The sequence below is a fragment of the Kriegella aquimaris genome, assembly GCF_900103215.1.
GTDB classification, from domain to species: Bacteria; Bacteroidota; Bacteroidia; order Flavobacteriales; family Flavobacteriaceae; genus Kriegella; species Kriegella aquimaris.
Map to the genome: position 1 here is coordinate 147,719 of NZ_FNGV01000007.1, position 20,700 is coordinate 168,418.

Annotated in this window: 13 protein-coding genes; 5 read left to right on the forward strand and 8 right to left on the reverse strand. The window is 40.7% G+C overall.

The window, feature by feature from the left end:
• Positions 1–16 precede the first annotated feature (16 nt).
• Positions 17–1,273, reverse strand: a complete 1,257-nt coding sequence (locus tag BLS33_RS14715; protein WP_089890842.1) for a BamG family beta-barrel-assembly machinery protein — start codon at positions 1,271–1,273, stop codon at positions 17–19.
• Positions 1,254–2,594 carry a DUF4270 family protein gene (locus BLS33_RS14720; protein WP_245731474.1) on the reverse strand — a complete coding sequence of 447 codons (1,341 nt, stop codon included), beginning with the start codon at positions 2,592–2,594 and terminating at the stop codon, positions 1,254–1,256. Before BLS33_RS14720 ends, BLS33_RS14715 begins: the two co-directional genes overlap by 20 nt.
• Positions 2,595–2,834: 240 nt before the next feature.
• Between BLS33_RS14720 and BLS33_RS14725 the strand changes: the two genes are divergently transcribed.
• The 5 genes from BLS33_RS14725 (at position 2,835) to BLS33_RS14745 (ending at position 7,971) form a co-directional block, all read left to right on the forward strand.
• Positions 2,835–3,827, forward strand: coding sequence for a Kelch repeat-containing protein (locus BLS33_RS14725; RefSeq protein ID WP_089890845.1), 993 nt, complete (start codon positions 2,835–2,837; stop codon positions 3,825–3,827).
• Between the two features lie 212 nt (positions 3,828–4,039).
• A complete protein-coding gene (locus tag BLS33_RS14730; protein WP_089890848.1) occupies positions 4,040–4,378 on the forward strand; it encodes a DUF4907 domain-containing protein in 339 nt (112 codons plus the stop codon).
• A gap of 92 nt (positions 4,379–4,470) precedes the next feature.
• On the forward strand, positions 4,471–5,421 hold the full coding sequence (locus tag BLS33_RS14735) for a sensor histidine kinase (protein ID WP_245731481.1): 951 nt from the start codon (positions 4,471–4,473) through the stop codon (positions 5,419–5,421).
• A gap of 93 nt (positions 5,422–5,514) precedes the next feature.
• A complete protein-coding gene (locus tag BLS33_RS14740; protein ID WP_089890856.1) occupies positions 5,515–6,243 on the forward strand; it encodes a LytR/AlgR family response regulator transcription factor in 729 nt (242 codons plus the stop codon).
• A gap of 297 nt (positions 6,244–6,540) precedes the next feature.
• Positions 6,541–7,971 (forward strand): sulfatase, encoded by a 1,431-nt coding sequence (locus BLS33_RS14745; protein WP_218129564.1) that lies wholly within the window; start codon positions 6,541–6,543, stop codon positions 7,969–7,971.
• 127 nt (positions 7,972–8,098) lie between these two features.
• Here BLS33_RS14745 and BLS33_RS14750 read toward each other — a convergent pair whose 3' ends face one another.
• The 6 genes from BLS33_RS14750 to BLS33_RS14775 form a co-directional block, all read right to left on the reverse strand.
• On the reverse strand, positions 8,099–9,799 hold the full coding sequence (locus BLS33_RS14750) for a sulfatase (RefSeq protein WP_089890862.1): 1,701 nt from the start codon (positions 9,797–9,799) through the stop codon (positions 8,099–8,101).
• A gap of 160 nt (positions 9,800–9,959) precedes the next feature.
• On the reverse strand, positions 9,960–12,728 hold the full coding sequence (locus BLS33_RS14755; RefSeq protein ID WP_089890866.1) for an alpha-L-rhamnosidase: 2,769 nt from the start codon (positions 12,726–12,728) through the stop codon (positions 9,960–9,962).
• 57 nt (positions 12,729–12,785) lie between these two features.
• Positions 12,786–14,231, reverse strand: coding sequence for a sulfatase family protein (locus tag BLS33_RS14760; RefSeq protein ID WP_089890870.1), 1,446 nt, complete (start codon positions 14,229–14,231; stop codon positions 12,786–12,788).
• Positions 14,232–14,242: 11 nt separating this feature from the next.
• Positions 14,243–15,589: a sulfatase-like hydrolase/transferase gene (locus tag BLS33_RS14765; protein ID WP_089890873.1), complete on the reverse strand. Its 1,347-nt coding sequence runs from the start codon at positions 15,587–15,589 to the stop codon at positions 14,243–14,245.
• 78 nt (positions 15,590–15,667) lie between these two features.
• The gene (locus tag BLS33_RS14770; RefSeq protein ID WP_089890876.1) at positions 15,668–17,185 is read right to left on the reverse strand and encodes a RagB/SusD family nutrient uptake outer membrane protein; all 1,518 of its coding nucleotides are present in this window, start codon (positions 17,183–17,185) and stop codon (positions 15,668–15,670) included.
• Positions 17,186–17,195: 10 nt separating this feature from the next.
• The gene (locus BLS33_RS14775) at positions 17,196–20,618 is read right to left on the reverse strand and encodes a SusC/RagA family TonB-linked outer membrane protein (protein ID WP_089890878.1); all 3,423 of its coding nucleotides are present in this window, start codon (positions 20,616–20,618) and stop codon (positions 17,196–17,198) included.
• Positions 20,619–20,700: the final 82 nt, after the last annotated feature.

Below are 20,700 nucleotides of genomic sequence, written 5' to 3' on the forward strand. Positions count from 1 at the left end.
CGTTTCTTGAAAGATTTCAATTGATTTTTCGCTTTCTAAACCATAAATCTTCCAAACTCAGGTTCAGCGTGAGCAAATGGTAATCTTCTTTTACTAGAATGTTTTGGATTTGACCTTTGGAGCCGTAACTGTATGATAGGTTCAATAGTGAGTTGGTGCCTTTGCTAAGCGGAATTCCAATGCCCGTGGTGAGATTAAAGCCCTTCACCCGCGTGTTTCCGATGGCCAAATAACCAGTGTCATAGTTGAAACCTGCGCGATATCGAATGCGTTGTGATAGTTTATAGCTATCTTTATTTTTTATGTACTCTGCACCAAAGGCATAAATGTCTTGATCAACATAATGGCCCAAGTTCTCGCTTTGTTCGGTCGCACTCCAATAGTTCTTTTTATAATCTGCGCTCAAGGTCAACGATTTGTAAAGCGTACCACTTAAACCAACACCAACTTCCAAGGGCATGGTGAAACTCGAAGCATCGGATGTCGTATTGTCTTCAACTACAATCTCGGAGCCATCTAGGTTCTTCATCGCGTAGCGTTCGAGAGTTCCATTTAACACCGTTGGAAATTGAAGAGTACTACCAATGGTCACGTTTTCCAATAGATCATATTGTAGTCCAAAACCCATACGAATACCATTATAATTGGTAGTTTCCGTTGATTCGAAAGAGCTGCTACTGATCTGGAAGTCTTCATTTTCTTCGATACTTCCAAATAAAAAGGAGGCAGCCAATCCAAGGCGTAAATTATCAACGATCTCGTAACCCAGATTTAAGCGTAAGTCACTCAATCCACCAATACCTGCAACATTACTTTCGAAAAATTCAGTGGTTCCTTCAATATTACTTTGCAGGCCCACTAACGTATAACCGACATCGCTATAAGGAACCATTGTAATACCGGCCCCTAAGCCTTCGGTGATTCGAAAAGCGAAGGCAAAGTTTGAAAAGTTAAGGCTCGTGCGCCCCTCTGAAGTGCCTACATTGCTATAGTTGTTGTATTCACTGGTTACACCTATATCATAAAAAAAGGAGTTCTGAGGAACCAACGCAAAATTGGCAGGGTTTAAGTTATTGATTTCCGTTTCAGTTTTTAAGCCAATTCCTGTATACCCCAGCCCATTCGATTTTCCTATACTGGTCTGATTGATAACACCAAGACCATAAAGTGAATAGGGTGAACTGGTCAGCCCTTCGGATTGAGCCTGTATGAATGTCGAGAGTGAAACGAGACCTGTGGTAAGTAAAAGGATTTTAATTTTCAGCTTCATCATAGATGGAATAGGTGAGTTCTAAAGTGGTACTATAATCTGAATTGTTGTTTCCGTTGAGTATAAATCGGTCTACGGTACTATTGTAGTTGTCGGGCAATAGCACAAGTGCTTCACCCGTATATCTTTCCGTTACCAAAAGCTTTTCGATATAACTGCTTAATGGCAGTTCATAATAAATGTCATTAAATTCCTGATTGTCCCGATTTAAAACGGCGACATAAGATAGCTGTTCGGTTAGGTCGTTGTTCTTATCGACGAGATAGACCGATAAACTATCCCTTAAAATCAAATGGTCGTCATAGCTTTGGGCGGCGGGTTTTATTTTTAAAACGGCATTTAAAATAGTGCCTTCACCGGGTATGTCGTAAATACTTTTGATATGGGGAAATTGAATTCGAGTGGCAATCCCTACACCTGACTGTATAAAACTTCGGCCTTCGGCATTGGCGCTTTTAAGATCAATTTCTTTATCGGTAAGTGTTTTTAAATATTCGTTGGGTTCTTCAGCCGTTATTTGATTGAAAAACGGGATGGGAGAACTAGTGGTGTTGATCGTGAAATCGATATAATTGTCCACGCGCTCAGTTTCTTCCGCGGTGCTGAAGTAAAGACGCATATAACTATCTTCCGATGCTAGTGAAAAACCAATAATCGATCCATCGTCACTTTCCCCTGGAAATAATCCCATGCCCTTAAAATGCGCATTGAATTCGGCAAAGTTCGTAATTGATTTTTCCTGAAACTCCTTAAAAAGATCTAGTCCGAGGCTGTCGGAAAGCTTAATTTCCAAAGAATCGGCACTTATAGGTCTGGGGGTATATGATAGTGTTCCGAGATTTTCTTCCTTATATGTAAAACTAGCCGTATTGTAAAGGTCATCTCCATTGTAGGCTTTCAGGGTTTCATTAAGTTCCTTGATCTGAATGGTGTTTTGTTTCAGGGTGTCGTTGTAATAGTATTTGTCGAACTTTAAATACATCGCAATACTATCGAATTCTGCTTCTGAATCTATAGTGTATGTCGTGGGCAACAGTTCAAAGTAGCTTGCACATCGCACGGTCCCGAATTCGGGATCGATATATTTGCCTACCAAAACCCTTGACGATTGTGAGGTGATAAGACTGTCGAATTTGATGGTTGATGTTGCTACGGTAATGGTATCAATTTGTATGACCCTAATGTTACTTTCTGTAAAGACTTCCCCCGCGACGAATTCAGAACTATCAATAGCATCTTCGTTGCATGCGACAAACACCACAGGGAAGAGGAAAATAATTAAAGGTAGCAAGCGGAGGACTTTATGTATGGTTTCCCTTTTCATATATTTTGTTGATTTTCATCAAAGGTAGAATGCAAGTACAAGGCTCAAAACCCGAATAGACCAACGCCAATTCTTTTAAGATCAATCCTGAAATTCTCACGATGAAAGTGGTAGAGGCGTTCGTAGATCAAATTGTCCATTTGATATGTTAAAACCTCCCTTTGATCTATTCTGTTTTTTAACGGCGGATGCACGTTTTAGCTTTGATGAAAATTAGGACCAAAAAATAAATTATTAAGAATGAGAAGAATTGAAGATAATTTTAAAACTATAACCCTTTTTAGTGTATTGATGCTGTTACTCACCAGTTGCTCGAATGATGATGATGAGGAAGACTTGGGCAACTGGGTTGACAGGTCGGTATTTGACGGCAGCCCTAGAAGTAGTGTTTCAGGGTTTACCATTGATAATACTGGTTATATGGGTGTTGGGTATGATGGTGATGATTATCTGACATCGGTATGGGCGTATAATATGGAAGGTGACTATTGGTCTCAAAAGGCAGATTTTCCAGGAGTGGCTAGAAATGCGGCCGTAGGTTTCGAAGTAAACGGTATCGGCTACATTGGTTCTGGTTATGATGGGCTAACCGAACTGAGCGATTTTTATGCCTACGACCCAAGTTCGAATACTTGGACGGAAATTGCGGACCTCGAAACACCTCGAAGGAATGCCATAGCTTTTGGTGCCAATGGGTTTGGATACTTCGGTACCGGATTTGATGGTGATAATGACCGAAAAGACTTTTGGAAATACGATCCATCATCAGATACTTGGGTAGAACTGGAAGGTTTTGGTGGCGATAAGAGAAGGGCGGCAACGACCTTTACTATCGGAGATAAAGTGTATTTAGGAACAGGAGTCTCCAATGGTGTTTATCTAGATGATTTTTGGGTGTTTGATACAACCACCGAAAGTTGGACCAAAAAATTAGACCTCGACGAAGAGGATGATTATCAGGTTACAAGAAGTAATGCCCTAGGCTTTACAATGAATGGATATGGATATATTGCTTGTGGAGAAAGATCTGGACCTACCAATTCAATTTGGGAATATGACCCGTCGTTGGATACGTGGGAGGTAAAGACTTCCTATGAAGGGTCGTCGCGTCAAGATGCCATCGTTTTCTCAAATACAAGTAGGGCATTCATCGGTATGGGAAGAACAGGAAGTCTGTATTTAGATGATCTTGACGAATTTTTCCCCTTTGATGAATACGAAGAAGAAGATTAAAAATTTTTCATTGAGTGATTTTAGTTGATGAATGGGGTCTTGCAGTGGTGCCTGGCCCCATTTTAAATACCAAGATGTTCATAGTTTTAAAAGGGAATATCGGTTGAATATAGATTGCGGATAATTTTATTCAGACCAGAAAGGTTGTTAAAGTATGACTCAATGAAGTTCAAGAAACAAAACTTTATTTAAGAATTAAATAACAGTATAAAATGAAATTTTCTCTAAATATTGGGATGTTATTTCTTGTAGGTTTATCATTTTTGACCGTATTGAAATTTATTCCTTCACAAACACCTGTTGTGCCTTCTTTTGATACCGCTATTATTGTTGTTGAAGATGGCTACGGTTATCAAATTTTAAAAGATGATAAGCTCATCATACAGCAAGAGTACATTCCTGCCATCAATACGAAACAAGCAATTGGAACGGTGAAAGATGCGCAGTTGCTCGCCGATTTGGTGGTCTATAAATTAAGAAAAGGTGACAGTCCAGTGGTAGCAACGACCGAACTTGACGATTTGAACATTGTTATATTGGAGAGACAATAAAATTTTTAATGACTTTAGAAAAGAAAAATATATCCCAAATTTTAGCGCATATTTTTATATGGGGGTGCTTTTGTATTTTGATAATTTATCCCATGATATCTCAATCTAGACCTATACCTTCTAATTTAATGGCTGGCTTGGGTACGGGTATGCTTTTGTTTTATGTGAATTATTTCCTAGTGGTTCCTGAGCTGCTATTGAAGCGCAACATTCAAATTTACATTGCAGTATCGGTTTGCTTGATCATTGTAGCTGCCTTATCGGTCAATTTTTTCTTTACTCCTGAAATGCCTGAAAACTTTCCGGAAAAAATGATGACTAGAATGACGCACAGGCATACCAATTTGTGGAATCCGCGAATTTTTATATCTATTAGTTTCATTGGAATTCCATACATCATAAGTGCAATGCTCCGTATGTATACGGAATGGAAGAAAAATGAAGACCTCCGTAAAGTGGTAGAAAAGCAGAAAATACAATCGGAACTGCAATTTTTAAAAACACAGTTAAATCCACATTTTTTATTTAATTCACTGAATGCCATTTATGCCCTTTCCGTTAAACAATCACCCGACACGTCACAGGCAATTGTCGATTTAGCGGAATTGATGCGCTATATGCTCTATGAGGCCGATAAAGACCTTGTACCCCTAAGCAAAGAATTGGAATACATAAAAAGCTATGTGCAATTGCAGCGCCTTCGTTTATCGGATAGTGAGAATGTCACCCTACAAATTTCGGGTGAAGAAAAGAATAAAGTCATTCCCCCTTTATTGTTTATCTCCTTTATTGAAAATGCCTTCAAATATGGAACCGATTATGAAGGAAAGACCGATGTAAGAATAAACCTTTTACTGCAACACAAGTCTATACAGTTACGAGTGACGAATAAAATAGGAGTGTTCAAAGAGCCGACGAAAAGTTCAGGCGTAGGTTTGCAGAACATTAAAAATAGATTGAAACTATTATATCCCTTGGCACACGAGCTGATTGTTAATAACGATGGAACAACATATTCGGTCAGTTTGACCCTCAGACAGTAAGCAACATAATAGGCGAGACCAGTTGGCGTGAAATACCACGCAAATGGAGCGAAGGATTTCATCAGACCCTAATGAACTAACAAAAACGAACAGATGAAATGTATTATCATTGACGACGAACCCCTTGCCATTGAAATTTTGGTAGACTATTGTAGTAAGATCGATTTTGTTGAGGTGCTAGGAACCTTTACCAATCCGTTGGAAGCTATCGCGGTTATAAAAGAAAAAAAGGCCGATTTGATATTTTGTGATATTGAAATGCCACAAATTAGCGGTATTGATTTTATAAATTCTTTGGATAATAGGCCGTTATTTATTTTTACTACTGCTTATTCGCAATATGCCGTTGAAGGGTTTGAACTGAACGCGGTTGATTATCTGGTAAAACCGATACCCTACCATCGTTTTATAAAGGCTGTTTCAAGAAGTAAAGAACTCTTGGCGAGCCAAGAAAAACCATTGGAGAATAATAATATATTTTCATCGCATGGTGAAACCAACGACTCCCAAAAATTTATTTTTGTTAAAGCCGAGTATGAGAGCATCAAAATAAATCTTGACGATATAGAATACATTCAAGGCTTAAAAGATTATTTGAAAATACATATCACTAATACGAATAAAGCCATACTCACACTAATGAGTTTTAGGGAGCTGTTGGATAGACTTCCGCCCAACCAATTTTTAAGGGTGCATAAATCATTTGTGGTAAATGTGAATTATATAAATACGGTGCAACGCAATAGAATTGTAATCAATGATATACGCATACCCATTGGAGAAAGCCATAAAGACACGTTCTTTTCAGTTTTGGGTCTTTGATGACAATTATTTTTGCATTCCAATATTCTATCCAAAAGAGCTAGTCCCCTGAGGTAAGCTCTGGTATATTGACTTGGACCTATTTTGATTTTTAAATTAGGTTAGCATTTTTCAACGCTTCGAACGGTTAAACCCTATTAGTTAAATAGACTAAAAAGCTAACCTTCAGAAAAAATGGTATTCGATGTAAAAGGGATATAAAAAAAGTGATAAATTACCGAACGTTCCCCTAGTTCGAATCTTAATTTTCACTTTTACGATAGACCTATGCTAATAACAAATCGAATTGCCCCCATTTTGTCCCTAATATTTCTACTCGGAGCTTGCCATACGAATAAAAAAAAAGAACCCTTAAAAGAATCCGAGAAACCAAACATACTGGTCATTGCCGTAGACGATCTCAACGATTGGGTTGGCGTTTTGGGTGGGCATCCGCAGGCTAAGACACCTCATATGGATCGGCTGGCCCAACGCGGGATGCTTTTTACGAATGCCCATTGTCAGGCTCCGGTCTGTAATCCGTCACGCGCAAGTGTGATGACTTCGCTATATCCCAGCACCTCCGGTATTTATTTTTTGAACCCAGATATTACCAAATCTCCTGTGGCCAGTAAAAGCATGGTGATGCCCAAACGATTTGAGAAAGAAGGTTATCACGTATTTGGGGCAGGAAAACTATTCCATAATGGAAAAGGGATCAATGAAGCCCATGTGCCAAATTATGCAGGGCAATTCGGAGGTTTTGGTCCTATGCCCGATGAGAAAATCAGTAGTTATCCGGGACACCCATTGTGGGACTGGGGTGCATTTCCCGAGCGCGATGATCAGATGCCCGACTATCAACTTGCTAGTTGGGCCGAGGCCCGTTTGGCTGAAAAGCAGGAGCAACCCTTTTGGATGGGTATCGGGTTTTATAGGCCGCACGTACCCCAATTTGTACCTCAAAAGTGGTTCGATATGTATCCGATGCAATCGCTTCAATTACCACAAACAATTACTGACGATTTGAATGATATATCTTCATACGGGGTAGATATCACACGTTTAAATCATGTGTCTCCCACTTATGAGTGGGTTGCTGAAAATGAAGCATGGAAACCGCTCGTACAATCCTATTTAGCCTGTGTAAGCTTTGTTGATGAACAGGTAGGGCGTGTACTGACCGCACTCGATAATGGTGATTATGGAGATAACACCTATGTGGTGTTATTCAGCGATCACGGTTTTCATTTGGGTGAAAAAGAACGCTTTGCCAAGCGCAGCTTATGGGAAGATGGCGCCCGTGTGCCTCTAATTATCATGGGACCGGGTATTCCAAAGGGTAAGGTTTGCAACAAGCCTGTTCAATTGTTGGATATCTATCCTACTTTATTGGCACTCAGCGGACTTGAGCCAGATGCGACACACGAGGGGAATTCCTTAATTCCCTTATTGGAAAATCCTGAAAGTGAATGGGCACAATACGCCAGAACGAGTTTTGGCCCCGGTAATTATGCTATTGTATCGGATGGGTATCGCTTTATTCAGTACAACGATGGTTCTGAAGAATTTTACGACCACAATAGTGACCCTCAAGAATGGTATAATGTCATCGATAAACCAGAATATGTCGAAGTGATAGAACAACATCGCTCTCAGATTCCCGAACAGCGGTATAAGATATTGGGCAAGGGTTCAACCGGACACTTGTCGTACGATGCTTCGGAGGAGAATAGAAAAACGAATTAAATAGAAATTCCGGTTTAGAAGCTTAAATGGGTTTTAGCAGTTATCACGATAGTTGTCGCTGTTTTTAGTACGCCCATACCTGATATGCTCAATATTATTTGATGATTCTAATAGGAATCATTTTCTGTTATTTCGTATTCTCTTCGGTGATATAGGAAGAAAATAGGTCTTTAAATGGCACATTTCTTACTTCCTCATTGGCATTGTATTCTTCATTAATTACAGGCCAGTACCGCTTCGCTACATTTTCTGTTAACCAACCCATTAATTTTTTAAAGAGTTTATCTTTCAATTCGGGCATTTGCAAAGCCAAATCATTTTTTTCGAAGGGATCTTCTTCGATGTTGTATAGCCGTAACCTTCCGTACCAATCAAAAATTAGTTTATAGTTCCCATCACGAATGGCAGAATGTGGTGTAAGGGCATACGGCTCATAAGGACTGTTATAAATCACATTAAAGGGATAATGCCAATAGTGGTCTTTTTTGGAATATTTTTTTTGAACATTCTCTGTATCGGAAAGAAGGGACAAGATACTTTGTCCATCGAGCGAGTTGGCTTTGGAGATCGCATTTGCATCATAGCCTGCTGCTTCTAAAATAGTAGGATAAATATCCGTACAATCTACGGGCAAATCTACCCATTGGCCTTCTTTTAGTTTCCCTTTCCAGCGGAATATCAATGGTACCCTAATGCCACCTTCTGTCAAACATGCTTTTCCTCCTAAAAAAGGACTGTTGTCGGTACCATCGCCTCGAGGGGTTATTTTTCTATCAATTCCCCCATTGTCAGACATGAAAACTACGAGCGTGTTTTCTTCAAGTCCTGTTTCTTTTAATTTATCGAGAAGCTGACCTACCGAACGATCCATACTTTTTATCATCGACGCATATACCGGGTCTTTATGACCGTTCCATCCTTTTGTGTTTTTGTTTTCAAAATAGGCCACTTCTTCTTCCTTGCCTTGATAAGGCGAATGCACGGCAAAATGTGAAAAATATAGAAAAAAGGGTTCCGCTTTTATCTTTGCCCTTTTGTCCATAAAATCAAGGGCCTGCAGTGTAAGATCATCTGTCAGGTATTCCTCCTTGGTCATATTTCCTGAGTCGCCGATTTCCCATTCGTCTTGTGGCATTTTAGGAAAACGTTTTTTCGATGTTTCATCCCAACCTTTTCGCCAATCGAAATATGCCGAACCTCCACCATCGAACCATGCCAAAGGTTCAAAGCCTTGATCAGCGGGCTGATAATTCTTGGCACCGAAACCACCAATATGCCACTTGCCAATAAATGCGGAATGGTAATCTTCTAACGCTTCGGCTATTGAAAGCTCATCGCTGCCTGCGTCGAAGTCGGTTCCCGTTGGCACGGCCGAGTTTGAGGTGCCGTTTATAAGTGCCTGTTCTATTTCGATATTGTCTTTGTGTTCAAGCACGTCGTGCGTGTAATAGCCTTCGGGAGTTTTTAAATTTTGATTGTAATATGTTTCCCTTAATGGCATAGCGGTAGTAAAGCCCAAACGGCTTGCATATTTACCGGTAAGGATGCTGGCTCTGGTTGGCGAGCATAGTTGGTTGGCATAGGCTTGTGAAAATGAAACACCTTCGGCCATCAATTTGTTGATGTTAGGGGTCTCATAAAAGGTGCTATCCATTGGTGTGCCCAATACCCTTGAGGCATAAGCTTGGGTGTCCATTATACCATAATCGTCGGCCAGTATGAATATAATATTGGGCCGTTCAGGAAGTTTGTCAGACTCCTTTTTTGCCTCTGATTTACAACTTGTAAAAATGATTGCCGAGAAAATAATCAGTAAGAAGTGTCGCATTGGTTTAAGTGGTCTTATTCGAAATTGGTAATTCGATTTTCAGTTGGGTGTAATATCCCCAGCGTCTAAGGAAACAATGATATTTTTCAGTTTTGAGGTATTATCGCTATCGAGGAATTTGATATTATTACCTATAGCAAGAATATAAATATCAATTTTATCAGAACGTTATTTTTGAACTAATGGAATACTTTCCGGATCCTACTTCCAGTATGGTTTCGCCGCCGTTCGATTCTAAAATTTTAATATCCTGTATTTTTGAAATATCTCTATTTCCCTCTTTGATATCCGTAATTTTAGTTGTGGGAATATACACCTTTGCCTTGGTGTTTACAGGAATCTCAATATGCATCATAATTTTGTTCCCTTTCCAGTTCCAAGCAGATACAATAGTACCATTGATACTTTTGTAACTTCCTTTGATGTCATTCATTTGTTTGCTAATCGCGGGTTTTACGATGATGTTTCGATATCCGGCATCTTCGGTATCAATGCCGATTGCATGTTGAAACATCCATTCGGCAACGGAGCCAAAAGCATAATGACTGAAAGAATTCATTTTGGCGTTGAGGTCGGAATTGGCGGTATCGTCTTTGGTATAGCTGTTCCAACGTTCCCAAATAGAAGTACTTCCATTGACTACCGAATATCCCCAACTTGGGTATTCCGTCTGTTTGAAGAGGGTATAGGCTAAATCGTTATGGCCATATTTTGATAAGGCCAACATCACATGTTTCGTTCCTAAAAAACCAGTGGTGAATTTGTTGCCGTTCGCTCTTATTTTTTCTGCCAAACGGTCAGCGCCTTTCTGCGCAAGATCAACAGGGTAAAGATCAAAATATAGGGCGAGCGCATAAGAGGTCTGCGTGTCCTCGGTGGTGCGGCCGTTGGCAAGAATGTATTTTTCGGTAAAGGCTTTTTTGATGTTTTTGAACAGGGACCCGTACTTTTCAAAATCTTCCGTTTTATGCAATGCCTTGGCCATTTCAGCCATCAGTTTGGCATCGTAACCGTAAAAGGAAGCCCCAACAAAATCGTTGCTTGTTTTTTCATTTACCGAAAGCCAATCGCCCCAATTGTTTCCTCCCCCAGGTCTTAAATAATCAGTGCTGGCATCGGCCTGAAACTGCATAAATTTTTGCATACCCGCGTACATGTAGTCTAAAATACGGGTGTCGTTATACACCTTGTACATGTTGTATGGGATAATGACCCCGGCATCCATCCAGGCAGGAGAATATTGATTGGGTCTAGAATAGGGAAAAGGCGCGAAGTTAGGGTAGGCGCCATACCATCGCTGGGCATCATCAAGATCAACCAAGAACTTTGTCATAAAGGCGGCCACATCGGCATTGTAGGTTGCTGAACGCATATAGGTCTGGGCATCTCCTGTCCACCCCAAACGTTCGTCCCGTTGTGGGCAATCGGTTGGTACTTCAATAAAGTTTGCACTTTGGGTAGTTTTGATATTTTCAAAGAGGGTGTTGTTCATCGCGTTCGACGAACTAAAAGTACTCGCATCGGTCTCGATAGAACTTAAAACAAGGCCTGTAATCGCATTCAAATTGGGTTTTCCGGGGTATCCGGTAACTTCTACGTACTGAAAGCCATGATAGGTAAACTTGGGTTGCCAAGTCTCTACGCCTTCACCTTTTAAGATATAAGTGTCGGTTGCACGAGCCAATCTGAGGTTCTCCGTCTGAATGTTACCGTCACCTTTGAGAATCTCCCCAAAGCGAAGTTGTACTTTGGTTCCTTTGGGGCCCTGCACTTCCAAGGAAGCGATGCCTGCTATATTCTTACCAAGATCAAAAACAAAGGTTCCCGGTTGTGGTTCTGTTATGGCAACGGGCTTTAGAAGCTCGGTATTTTTTATTAATGTTCCCGGATGTGCCTGTAGGCGGCCATTGGGATAGGTATATACCTTTGGGTCTTTCCAAGTACTGTCGTCGTAACCTGCCGAGTCCCAACCTGAATTTTCCAATCGGGCATCATAGGTTTCCCCCATTAGAATATCAGCTTCACGGGTGGGGCCTTGATTGGCTTTCCATGACCTATCCGAAGCTATGATTTCAGAAGTTCCATCTTCATATTCCAAATGTATTTGCCCCATAAAAGATGGATTGACACCATAAAATTCGCGGACCTTATCTAAACGAACCAATAGGGCATAACCAACATAACCGGCGTACCAACCATCGGCGATAATTGCTCCGACTACATTTTCACCCTGCTGTATTTGGTCAGTGATATCAAAGGTTTGATAATGCAGGCGTTTGTTGTAATCTGTCCACCCCGGAAGCAAATAGGAGTCCCCCACCTTTTTTCCATTCAAACGGAGTTCATACAAACCAAGCGCAGTTGTATGGGCCGTTGCCCTTTTTACCTTTTTTGATGTTTTAAATGATTTGCGCAAATAGCGAGCGGGGGGAAGGTACAAACTGTCGTATTTATCGGTTTGATTATATCCCACATCGTGACCAATAAAAAGGCCTTTCCATTGAGAAAAACGCAATAGGCCCATAGACCAACGTGCCGCTTCACTCCATTGCGATTCCTGAGCCACTTCGTCCCAAACTTTTACTTTCCAATAATAGCTGGTATTCGAAATGAGCGCACCTCCACCATATTCGATTTGATTGGTATTGTTGGAGTTGGTTTTACCGCTGTCCCAAATGTTCCCATGATTTTTTTCTAGTTCTGCTATGCTCGAAGCAACAATGATTCGGTATGCTGATTGATACCGATTTCTACCTTCTCCTGTCAATACCCAGCTAAATCTTGGTTTCTCAATGTCGATTCCTTCAGGGTTTTCATGATATTCCACTCGAAGTTCTTCGATGACAAGGGGTACAACCATCTTATCTTTGGTAAAAGAGACGTTAAGAGAAAACGTTACGGTTAGAAGAACAAGAAGTTTTATTTTCATGGATGTATTTTATTTTCAGGAAAGTGGATACGATTACTTATCGATGCTGTTTTTAGGCTAATTGGTATAGGGAACGGTACCAGTTTCATCTACAGGATATCCCCATTTTTCAATGTATTCCATGCCGGGCAGGAATTCATCACCGGTTTGCTTTAACCGTTCGGATAGCAGTTTTTCCATATCGTCTTGCAGGGTGGCATGCCCTTCTTTACCCACTAGATTGGTCAATTGGTAAGGGTCATCGTAATTGTCAAAAAGCAACCACGGGCCATTTAAATCTCTAGCATAAGTGTACTGTCTGGTCTTAATAGCCCTGTACTCCCTACCTCCATATTTTACTTTGTTCCATTGCCCGAATGGTTGTACGCAGGTCAATAATGCGGCTTCTCCTACTTGCTCTTTACCTTCCATATAAGGCCGATAATCTATTCCTTCCACAGTATTGGGTATTGCAATGTCGCACAGACTCAAAAGGGTGGGCATGATGTCTTCTGAATTCATTAAAGCTTCCCGTTTTCCGGAAGCGATTTTAAAATTTTCAGGTATGTGATACAACATGGGCACCCTTGCCGATTCTTCATAGGGTTGCTGTTTTTTATAAGCACCATGAGAACCCAATAAATCTCCATGATCAGCAGTAAAGACAATAATTGTATTATCAAACTGTCCGGAATCTTTTAGATTTTTTATCACTTTACCGATCATATCATCAAGTGCCGCTATATGCGCATAATAGCCTGCTAAATCTTTTTTGGCTCGCTCTTTTAAACTATCAGGTACATTTCTGCGGAGTTGTATCTTGGCAGGGTCAAAGCGTTTGCGATATTCTTCGGGAGCTGTATGATATGGGGCGTGAGGGGTACCGTAGGAAACTATCATCATAAACGGATTCTCTGCAGACTTCCTTTTTTGAAGATAATCGATGGCGGCATCGGTCTGTTCGAAAGTATCATAACCTTCCCAAGTCTTTCGGGTCGGGTCGTCATTGTCGTAATATACGGAATGGTTATAATCGTGCGTACATTCGTTTCCTTTCCAGAAATCGAAACCTTGTCTTCGCTTCCCGGGGGCGACGTTCTGCAGCCTTCCATGTCCGTCTAAATGCCATTTACCGATATAGCCGGTGTCATAACCTGATTTTGAAAACACCTTGGCAATGGTGACCGCGTTGGTATCGAGCTGTACATCGTTCATAAATACGCCATGGGTCAAAGGTCGCTGACCTGTTAAAAGCGATGCCCTAAATGGGGAACAGACCGGCATACCCGAAACGGCGTTTTCAAAATTCACACTTTTAGCGGCAAGTGCGTCGAGGTTCGGAGTACTTATATTAGGGTCGCCGGCATAGCCTGTGGCTTGTGCACGCCACTGGTCGGTCAGTAGCACCAAAACGTTGGGTCGCGATGTTTTTTGCCCTTCTTCGGTCTTTTCTTTTTTATTTTCGTTGCAAGAAGTGAGAAAAATAATACTCAGTAAAAAAAATAAATAATTGGTTTTCTTCATGCTTGTTATTTTTAATTTTGAGGTTCTTGATTCCAAGACACTTCGATTTGGTTTAATAATTTCTCCACAATTTCAGGGTGCGCATCTGAGAGGTCTTCTTTTTCGAAGGGGTCCTTGTAAATGTTGAATAACTGAATCTTCTCATTTGGTCTGTTCGTTTTATCGGGAACGATAAGCTTATACGGATCCGTCATGATTAGTCTATATTTGAGACTTTCATTAACCGTATAAAAGTCATGATTGTAAATCTCCCCAAATATAGCCTCTCGATTTTTTTGCTCTGTTTCATTTAATACATTAATTCCATCAAGTTCTTCGGGTCGTTTCATTCCCAATAGATCCAATACCGTTGGTACCATATCTAAGCTGCTGGCCAACGTTCGGTCATCAAGTTTAGGAGTAATTTTGCCTTTCCATTTGAACATGATAGGGGTACGCATTCCATAATCATATGGCGATTGTTTTGAAATCGGATTGTAATTTCCGTTATCCTCGTTCTGAACCCAGCCATTATCGCAAACATAGACAAATATCGTGTTTTCTGTCTCCCCTTTTTTGTCAATATAGTCCATCAATTCCCCACAAGTTTGATCAAACCATTCACACATGGCCCAGTATTTGGCTATATATTCCGTAGGGGCTTTGGGCAAATATTTTTGCAACAGACTATCAGGTGGATTGTGTGGCGAATGGGGTAAAAAAGGCGCGTACCACATAAAGAACGGTTTCTTTTTTTCCAAAGCCAAATCGATGTAGCCATAAAGGGTATCCATTCCCTTACGGCCAATTTCCAGACCATAATCACCATGCCTGCCGCCACGGTCGGGATCACCATGAGTCATACCATAATCAAATCCTCCATTCGCATAGTTACCTATCCACCATTTCCCGGTTTGAAAGGAGAGATAGCCCTTTTCCTTCAACATCTTGGGCAAGGTATTCAGTTTTTTGAAGTTTTCTATAACAGGAGCATAATTTTCAGCCCTCCAAGGCGCCTTCCAAGCCGACTTTCCTTTCTTGTCATCGCCCGGAAGCACCCGGTCATTCGCAAGAACCATATGGTCGCGGGGATAGACACCGGTGATTATAGACGCCAAAGACGGTGCACATAATGATGTAGGTACGTAGCCATGGGTAAAAGTGTGGCTTTCCTGAACCAGTTTATCGATGTTTGGGGTTTCTATATGTTCATGTCCCATAAAACCATAATCGGTCCATGCTTGATCGTCCGATAATATAAACACAATATTGGGCAGTTCTTCTTGTGGTTCTTCTTTGGGTGCCTGTTTGGCATCCTTACACGAGGTAAGACAAACTTTCGTCAAAAATATTAATAGCAGTAAGGTGAAATTTTTCATATTCTCTCTTTTTTCGGTTTGCAAATGATTTGCATCTTGGCTTCTTGTAAGAAGTTGTTCAGATACAAAGAACTATATTTAATACCCAGGATTCTGTGTCATATTGGGATTTAAATCCAGCTCGTTATTTGGAATCGGATATAACAACTTCTCTTGTGTTATGGCAAAGGATTCAGGACCGAAGGCAATAAAATCAGGTGGAACAAGGGTGGGGTTTGCTTTTTCTTTTATGCCGTAAGCTGTAATAACTTCAATGGCTTTACCAGTTCTTACCAAATCGAACCAGCGGTGATTTTCAAAGGCCAGTTCAACTCTTCGCTCCTGCGCTATTGCATTTCTGAAAGATTCTTGATCGGGTAGGTCGGTAGGGGTTAGTTCAGGTAATCCGGCTCGTAATCTTACCCTATTGAGCATATCGAATGGTGTTCCAGTCTGATAGCTTTGTTCATTAATTGCCTCCGCCAGCATCAACAAGACATCTGCATAACGGTACACGGGCCAATTGTCGGGAGATCTAGAAAAATCGGGATCGGTATCATGGTTGTACTTGTTAATATAGTATAAAGGGCTGGGGTCTCTATCAAAATATGCTACAGATATATCCTTTCTTATATCGTTGGCTTCATAAGCTTCAACCAAATCGGTTGTGGGTATATTTCTTCCTGGAGCACTCTCAGGACCTAAGACTACAACACCTCTTGATCCCACAGGGGCAAATTGGTAAATAAAATTACTTGATTCACCTTCTGCTCCCTCTTTGAATTGAACCTCTAAAATAGATTCTGGGTGGTTCTTATTTGTCGGATCGAAGACATCAGCATAATTTGCCAGTAAATCATATTCGTTGGAACCTATGATGTTATTGAGTTGGTTTTGTGCATTGGAATAATCACCTCTTGTCAAATACGCTTTGGCCAGAAGCATTCTTGCGGCTCCTTTGGTAACTCGGCCCACATCATTACCTGCATAGCCCGGTGGTAAATTTGAAATGGCAAATTCCGCATCTTGAACAATGGCCTGATAAACATCTGCAATAGAGTTTCTCTCAAGAGCAAATGCATCTTCAGCAGAATTAACAGGCTCTATGAGCAATGGTACATCTCCCCAGTAACGAACGGCGATAAAATGATAAAAGGCCCTGAAAAAACGCAATTCTGCTTCCATTGATTTGGCTGAAACCGGATCTATCTCAGCTTTATTCAGATAAAATAGGGTAACGTTACAATCTTTTATTGCACTGTAAATCGTATTCCACGCGTCCGATATAGGACCTGCATCTGAAGTCATTTTAAACTGGTCTAAAAAACCATATTGTCTTCCACCTCCTAAGGAACCCTGGTCTAATAGGTTGTCATAAGTTGTATTATCAGACCTACCCTCTTCCAAGAAGTGGGCGCTTAGCGCATAGTCTTGTAAACTGCCATATACTCCTAGCAAAGCCTGATCGAAATCTTCCTCTGTTTGGTAAAAATTTCCTTCGGTTAAGTAATGGTTTGGAGTAACATCCAAGAACTCATCACTACAACCTAGAAAAACTAACATTGAAACTATAGGAAGTATACTTCTGACCTTAAGTATTAAATTATATCTTTTCATCACGAGTGTTTTAGAAATTAATGTTGACACCTAGGGTGTATGTTCGGTTTATCGGATATGAGAAGTCGTCAACACCCAACCTTTGCGGATTATTACCAAAATTGCTTACTTGAGGATTCCACCCTGAGTATTTGGTGAATTTTGCTAAATTTTGAACACCAAAATTAAAGCGCAAACTGGATATAAATATATTATCCAATGCTGAAGCTGGTACCTGATACCCTAGCGATACATTTTTGATCCAAATATGGTCTCCATCTTCAAGCCAAAGATTTGATGCTGCATGTTGACCAGGGTAATGGATAGCGGGAATCAAGCCATTGCCGGGGTCATCGGTAGACCTCCATCGATTCAAAAATTCTGTGCTAACGTTCCATCTTCCTTTCTCATTATACAGTACTTCGTTTAGCTGAGGGATGATTTGGTAGCCAAATGCGCCGGTAGTCAATATGGAAAGGGATAGATTTTTGTATTTGAAAACATTGTTAAACCCTAAAATTACTTTTGGATGGGGATTGCCAATATGCTCTCTATCAAGACCACTTATCGAGCCGTCTCCGTCAACATCTCTATAAATATAGGCTCCGAGCTCTTTCGCACCGGCCCACCCGAATAGGTTGGGGTCGTCTAGTTGTTCTTGGGTGTTAAAAATTCCATCAATAACATATCCACGCAATGAACCTACAGGTAAGCCCACTTGGGTAATGTTCCAGGTAGAGATGATTTGTGATATTTCTTCGGGAAGGTAGGTTACCTCATTTTTAATGAAGGATAGGTTTAAATTGCTGTTCCATGAAAAATCACCACTATAAACTCGGGCACCCAATTCAAGGTCAACCCCTTGGTTTACCATTTCTCCAATGTTGGTTCTGGTAGATGCAAAGCCTGATGCCTTTGGTATAGACAGATTAAAGAGCATATCTTCCGTAGTTTTCTTAAAATAACTCATGTTTAGTGTAATGGCATCATTTAAAAATCCCAAAGAAAGACCCAAATCAAGCTGTTTGCTTGTTTCCCATTTGAGGTTGCTAGCCCCTAATGAGGTAAGTGATTTTCCTACTTGTATGTTGTCATTCAGCACATAGTTAAAATTATTGTTTAGGTTATTTAAGTTTGGAATAGAAAGTATGGTTCCGAAACGGTCAAAATCCCCGATAGCGGAATTTCCGGTTACGCCATAACTCGATCTCAGTTTAAACTCGTTCATAAAGAAATCTTCAGGATAGAAATCTTCTTCAGAGACGCGCCAACCAACGGATGCCGAAGGGAAATTTCCATATTTATTGTCGTATCCAAACCTAGAGGATCCCTCTCTTCTGAAATTCACTTCCATTAGGTACTTCGATTTGTAGTCGTAACTGAGGCGGGCAAAATACGCCGCTAGAGACCAATTGGTCAAATCTGTAACTGCGGCGAATACATCTGCTGCCTCTAGAAAATTTAAAGTATTGTCACTAGGGAAACCTGTGGCATTGATTGCAGACAATTCACCACTTTGTTTTTGTGCGGTGTACCCTAATAAAGCACTCATAGAATGATTTCCAATCGTTGTATCATAGGTCAAGAGATTATCAATACCCCAATTGGTGATATCACTTTTTTGATTCGCTCCCGAATTCACGAATGGCGGGGCACCAGGGGAAAGATTAGACGCGTTGCCTATGGCAAATCTACCGATAGAACTTGGAGTAAAGGTGTTAACCTCCCTAGTCAATAGACGCCCATAAAGCTGAGGTTTATAATGCAGACCGGGAAGAATTTGCATATCTAAGTTAACACTGGCGTTTATATCTCTTTCCACTCTATTATTTGTAAGTGCCTGTGCCTCGAATATTGGATTGGTATAGGCGAAGTAGCCCGGCGAATCTGCGGGTATATAAGGTTTTAGGTCACCATTTTCATCATAGGGAGATTGTAATGGACTTGCCGTTACCGCTTTCATTATGACGCCTCTCGATCCATCTTCAGGAATTGAGTTGTTGTCGGAATATGATACGAACATATTAGTCCCAACTTTTAGCCAATCATTGATAGTGGCATCTGCATTTGCTCTCAGCGATAACCTTGAAAAATCAGTGTTTAAAAGAACACCTTCTTGGTTTAAATACCCAGCGGATACAACACCTTTAAACTTGCTATTACCACCTCTGAATGTCAGATTGTGATCTTGAAAGAGTGCACTCCGCATAAGCAGGTCCTGCCAATTCGTACCACTGTTTTGTGAATTACTTAAAGCATCTTGATAAATTTGGGGTACTGGATTGCTGTTCCCACTTCGCTGATTGATTTCTTGAACTCTTTCTATATTGTATTGGGCGTATTGTTGTGCATTTAATGTTTTCGGACGCCAATTATTCGGTACCGATTGAAACCCACTAGACCCATTATAGGTAAGTTCGCTCTGCGATTCTTTTGCTTTTAACGTCTGAATCAATATTACACCGTTGGTACCTCTTGCCCCGTATATAGAAGTGGAGGCTGCATCTTTTAAAACGGTAATTTTTTCTATGTCATTGGGGTTTAGGCTCTGAGGTATGCCATTGCCCACTGGAAAACCATCAATGACTACGAGGGGTTCGATTCCTGCATTAATAGAACTGATACCCCTAACGCGAATGCTTGGGGCAGCGCCCGGAGAGCCATTACTTTCGCTGATGGTGACACCAGATACTCTCCCTTGGAGAACTTGGCCTGAAGTGGAGTTGGGCATGTCTTGTACACCACCCATATCTACTTCGGAAACAGCGGAGGTAATCTTTTTTTTACTCTGTGACCCATAACCGACCACGACCACTTCGTCCAATCCTGCTGCACTTTCTTCTAAAATAACACGAAGATTGGTTTGCCCGCCTATTTGAACCTCTTTGGTAGAAAAGCCAATATAGGAAATCACCAAAATCGCGTTTTCATTTGAAACGTCAATCGCAAAATTACCGTCAAAATCTGCGGTTACTCCATTGGTCGTGCCTTTCTCTACAATATTGGCCCCTGGTAATGGAGTGCCATCTTTATCGGTTACAGTACCCGTAAAAAGTTGCTGAATTATTTCCTTTTTTACGATTTTGGGATTTTTCTTCAGGAAAATTGCTCCGTTTGCAGTAAACTGAAATTCAAAGTTGGTTAGCATTGCGCATTTGTCAAGCAAGTCTCCAACCTTTACAGTGCCCTTCTTGATTTCTACAAGCGGACTCCCAACAAAAAGATCGGAACGATATATAAAGTTGTAATCCGTTTGCTTTTTGACCACCTCCAACACTTCTTCTATAGAAAGTTTTGCATCTTCGGTAAACGTAATTTTTTTGTTTTGTGAAAATCCTTTTTCCACGCTAAATCCGAACGAAATAATCGAGAAGAAAAAGATGAAGATTTTCATGGTGATAAGTAGGGATGTCTTGACATAGCCAAGGGGGTTCCCATTTGGTTTAGTTTTCATAAATTTGAATGTTAATTAGTTTTTTTAATTAATGATTCCGGGGGTGGAGGTTTAAATTTTCCAGATCTAGACTCCATTCCCT

Excerpts from the sequence above, each read along its gene's own strand:
- BLS33_RS14750 (WP_089890862.1), bottom strand. The coding sequence starts at position 9,799 with ATGCGACACTTCTTACTGATTATTTTCTCGGCAATCATTTTTACAAGT.
- BLS33_RS14775 (WP_089890878.1), bottom strand. The coding sequence starts at position 20,618 with ATGAAAACTAAACCAAATGGGAACCCCCTTGGCTATGTCAAGACATCC.
- BLS33_RS14715 (WP_089890842.1), bottom strand. The coding sequence starts at position 1,273 with ATGATGAAGCTGAAAATTAAAATCCTTTTACTTACCACAGGTCTCGTT.
- BLS33_RS14730 (WP_089890848.1), top strand. The coding sequence starts at position 4,040 with ATGAAATTTTCTCTAAATATTGGGATGTTATTTCTTGTAGGTTTATCA.
- BLS33_RS14725 (WP_089890845.1), top strand. The coding sequence starts at position 2,835 with ATGAGAAGAATTGAAGATAATTTTAAAACTATAACCCTTTTTAGTGTA.
- BLS33_RS14765 (WP_089890873.1), bottom strand. The coding sequence starts at position 15,589 with ATGAAAAATTTCACCTTACTGCTATTAATATTTTTGACGAAAGTTTGT.
- BLS33_RS14720 (WP_245731474.1), bottom strand. The coding sequence starts at position 2,594 with ATGAAAAGGGAAACCATACATAAAGTCCTCCGCTTGCTACCTTTAATT.
- BLS33_RS14735 (WP_245731481.1), top strand. The coding sequence starts at position 4,471 with ATGATATCTCAATCTAGACCTATACCTTCTAATTTAATGGCTGGCTTG.
- BLS33_RS14770 (WP_089890876.1), bottom strand. The coding sequence starts at position 17,185 with ATGAAAAGATATAATTTAATACTTAAGGTCAGAAGTATACTTCCTATA.
- BLS33_RS14755 (WP_089890866.1), bottom strand. The coding sequence starts at position 12,728 with ATGAAAATAAAACTTCTTGTTCTTCTAACCGTAACGTTTTCTCTTAAC.
- BLS33_RS14740 (WP_089890856.1), top strand. The coding sequence starts at position 5,515 with ATGAAATGTATTATCATTGACGACGAACCCCTTGCCATTGAAATTTTG.
- BLS33_RS14760 (WP_089890870.1), bottom strand. The coding sequence starts at position 14,231 with ATGAAGAAAACCAATTATTTATTTTTTTTACTGAGTATTATTTTTCTC.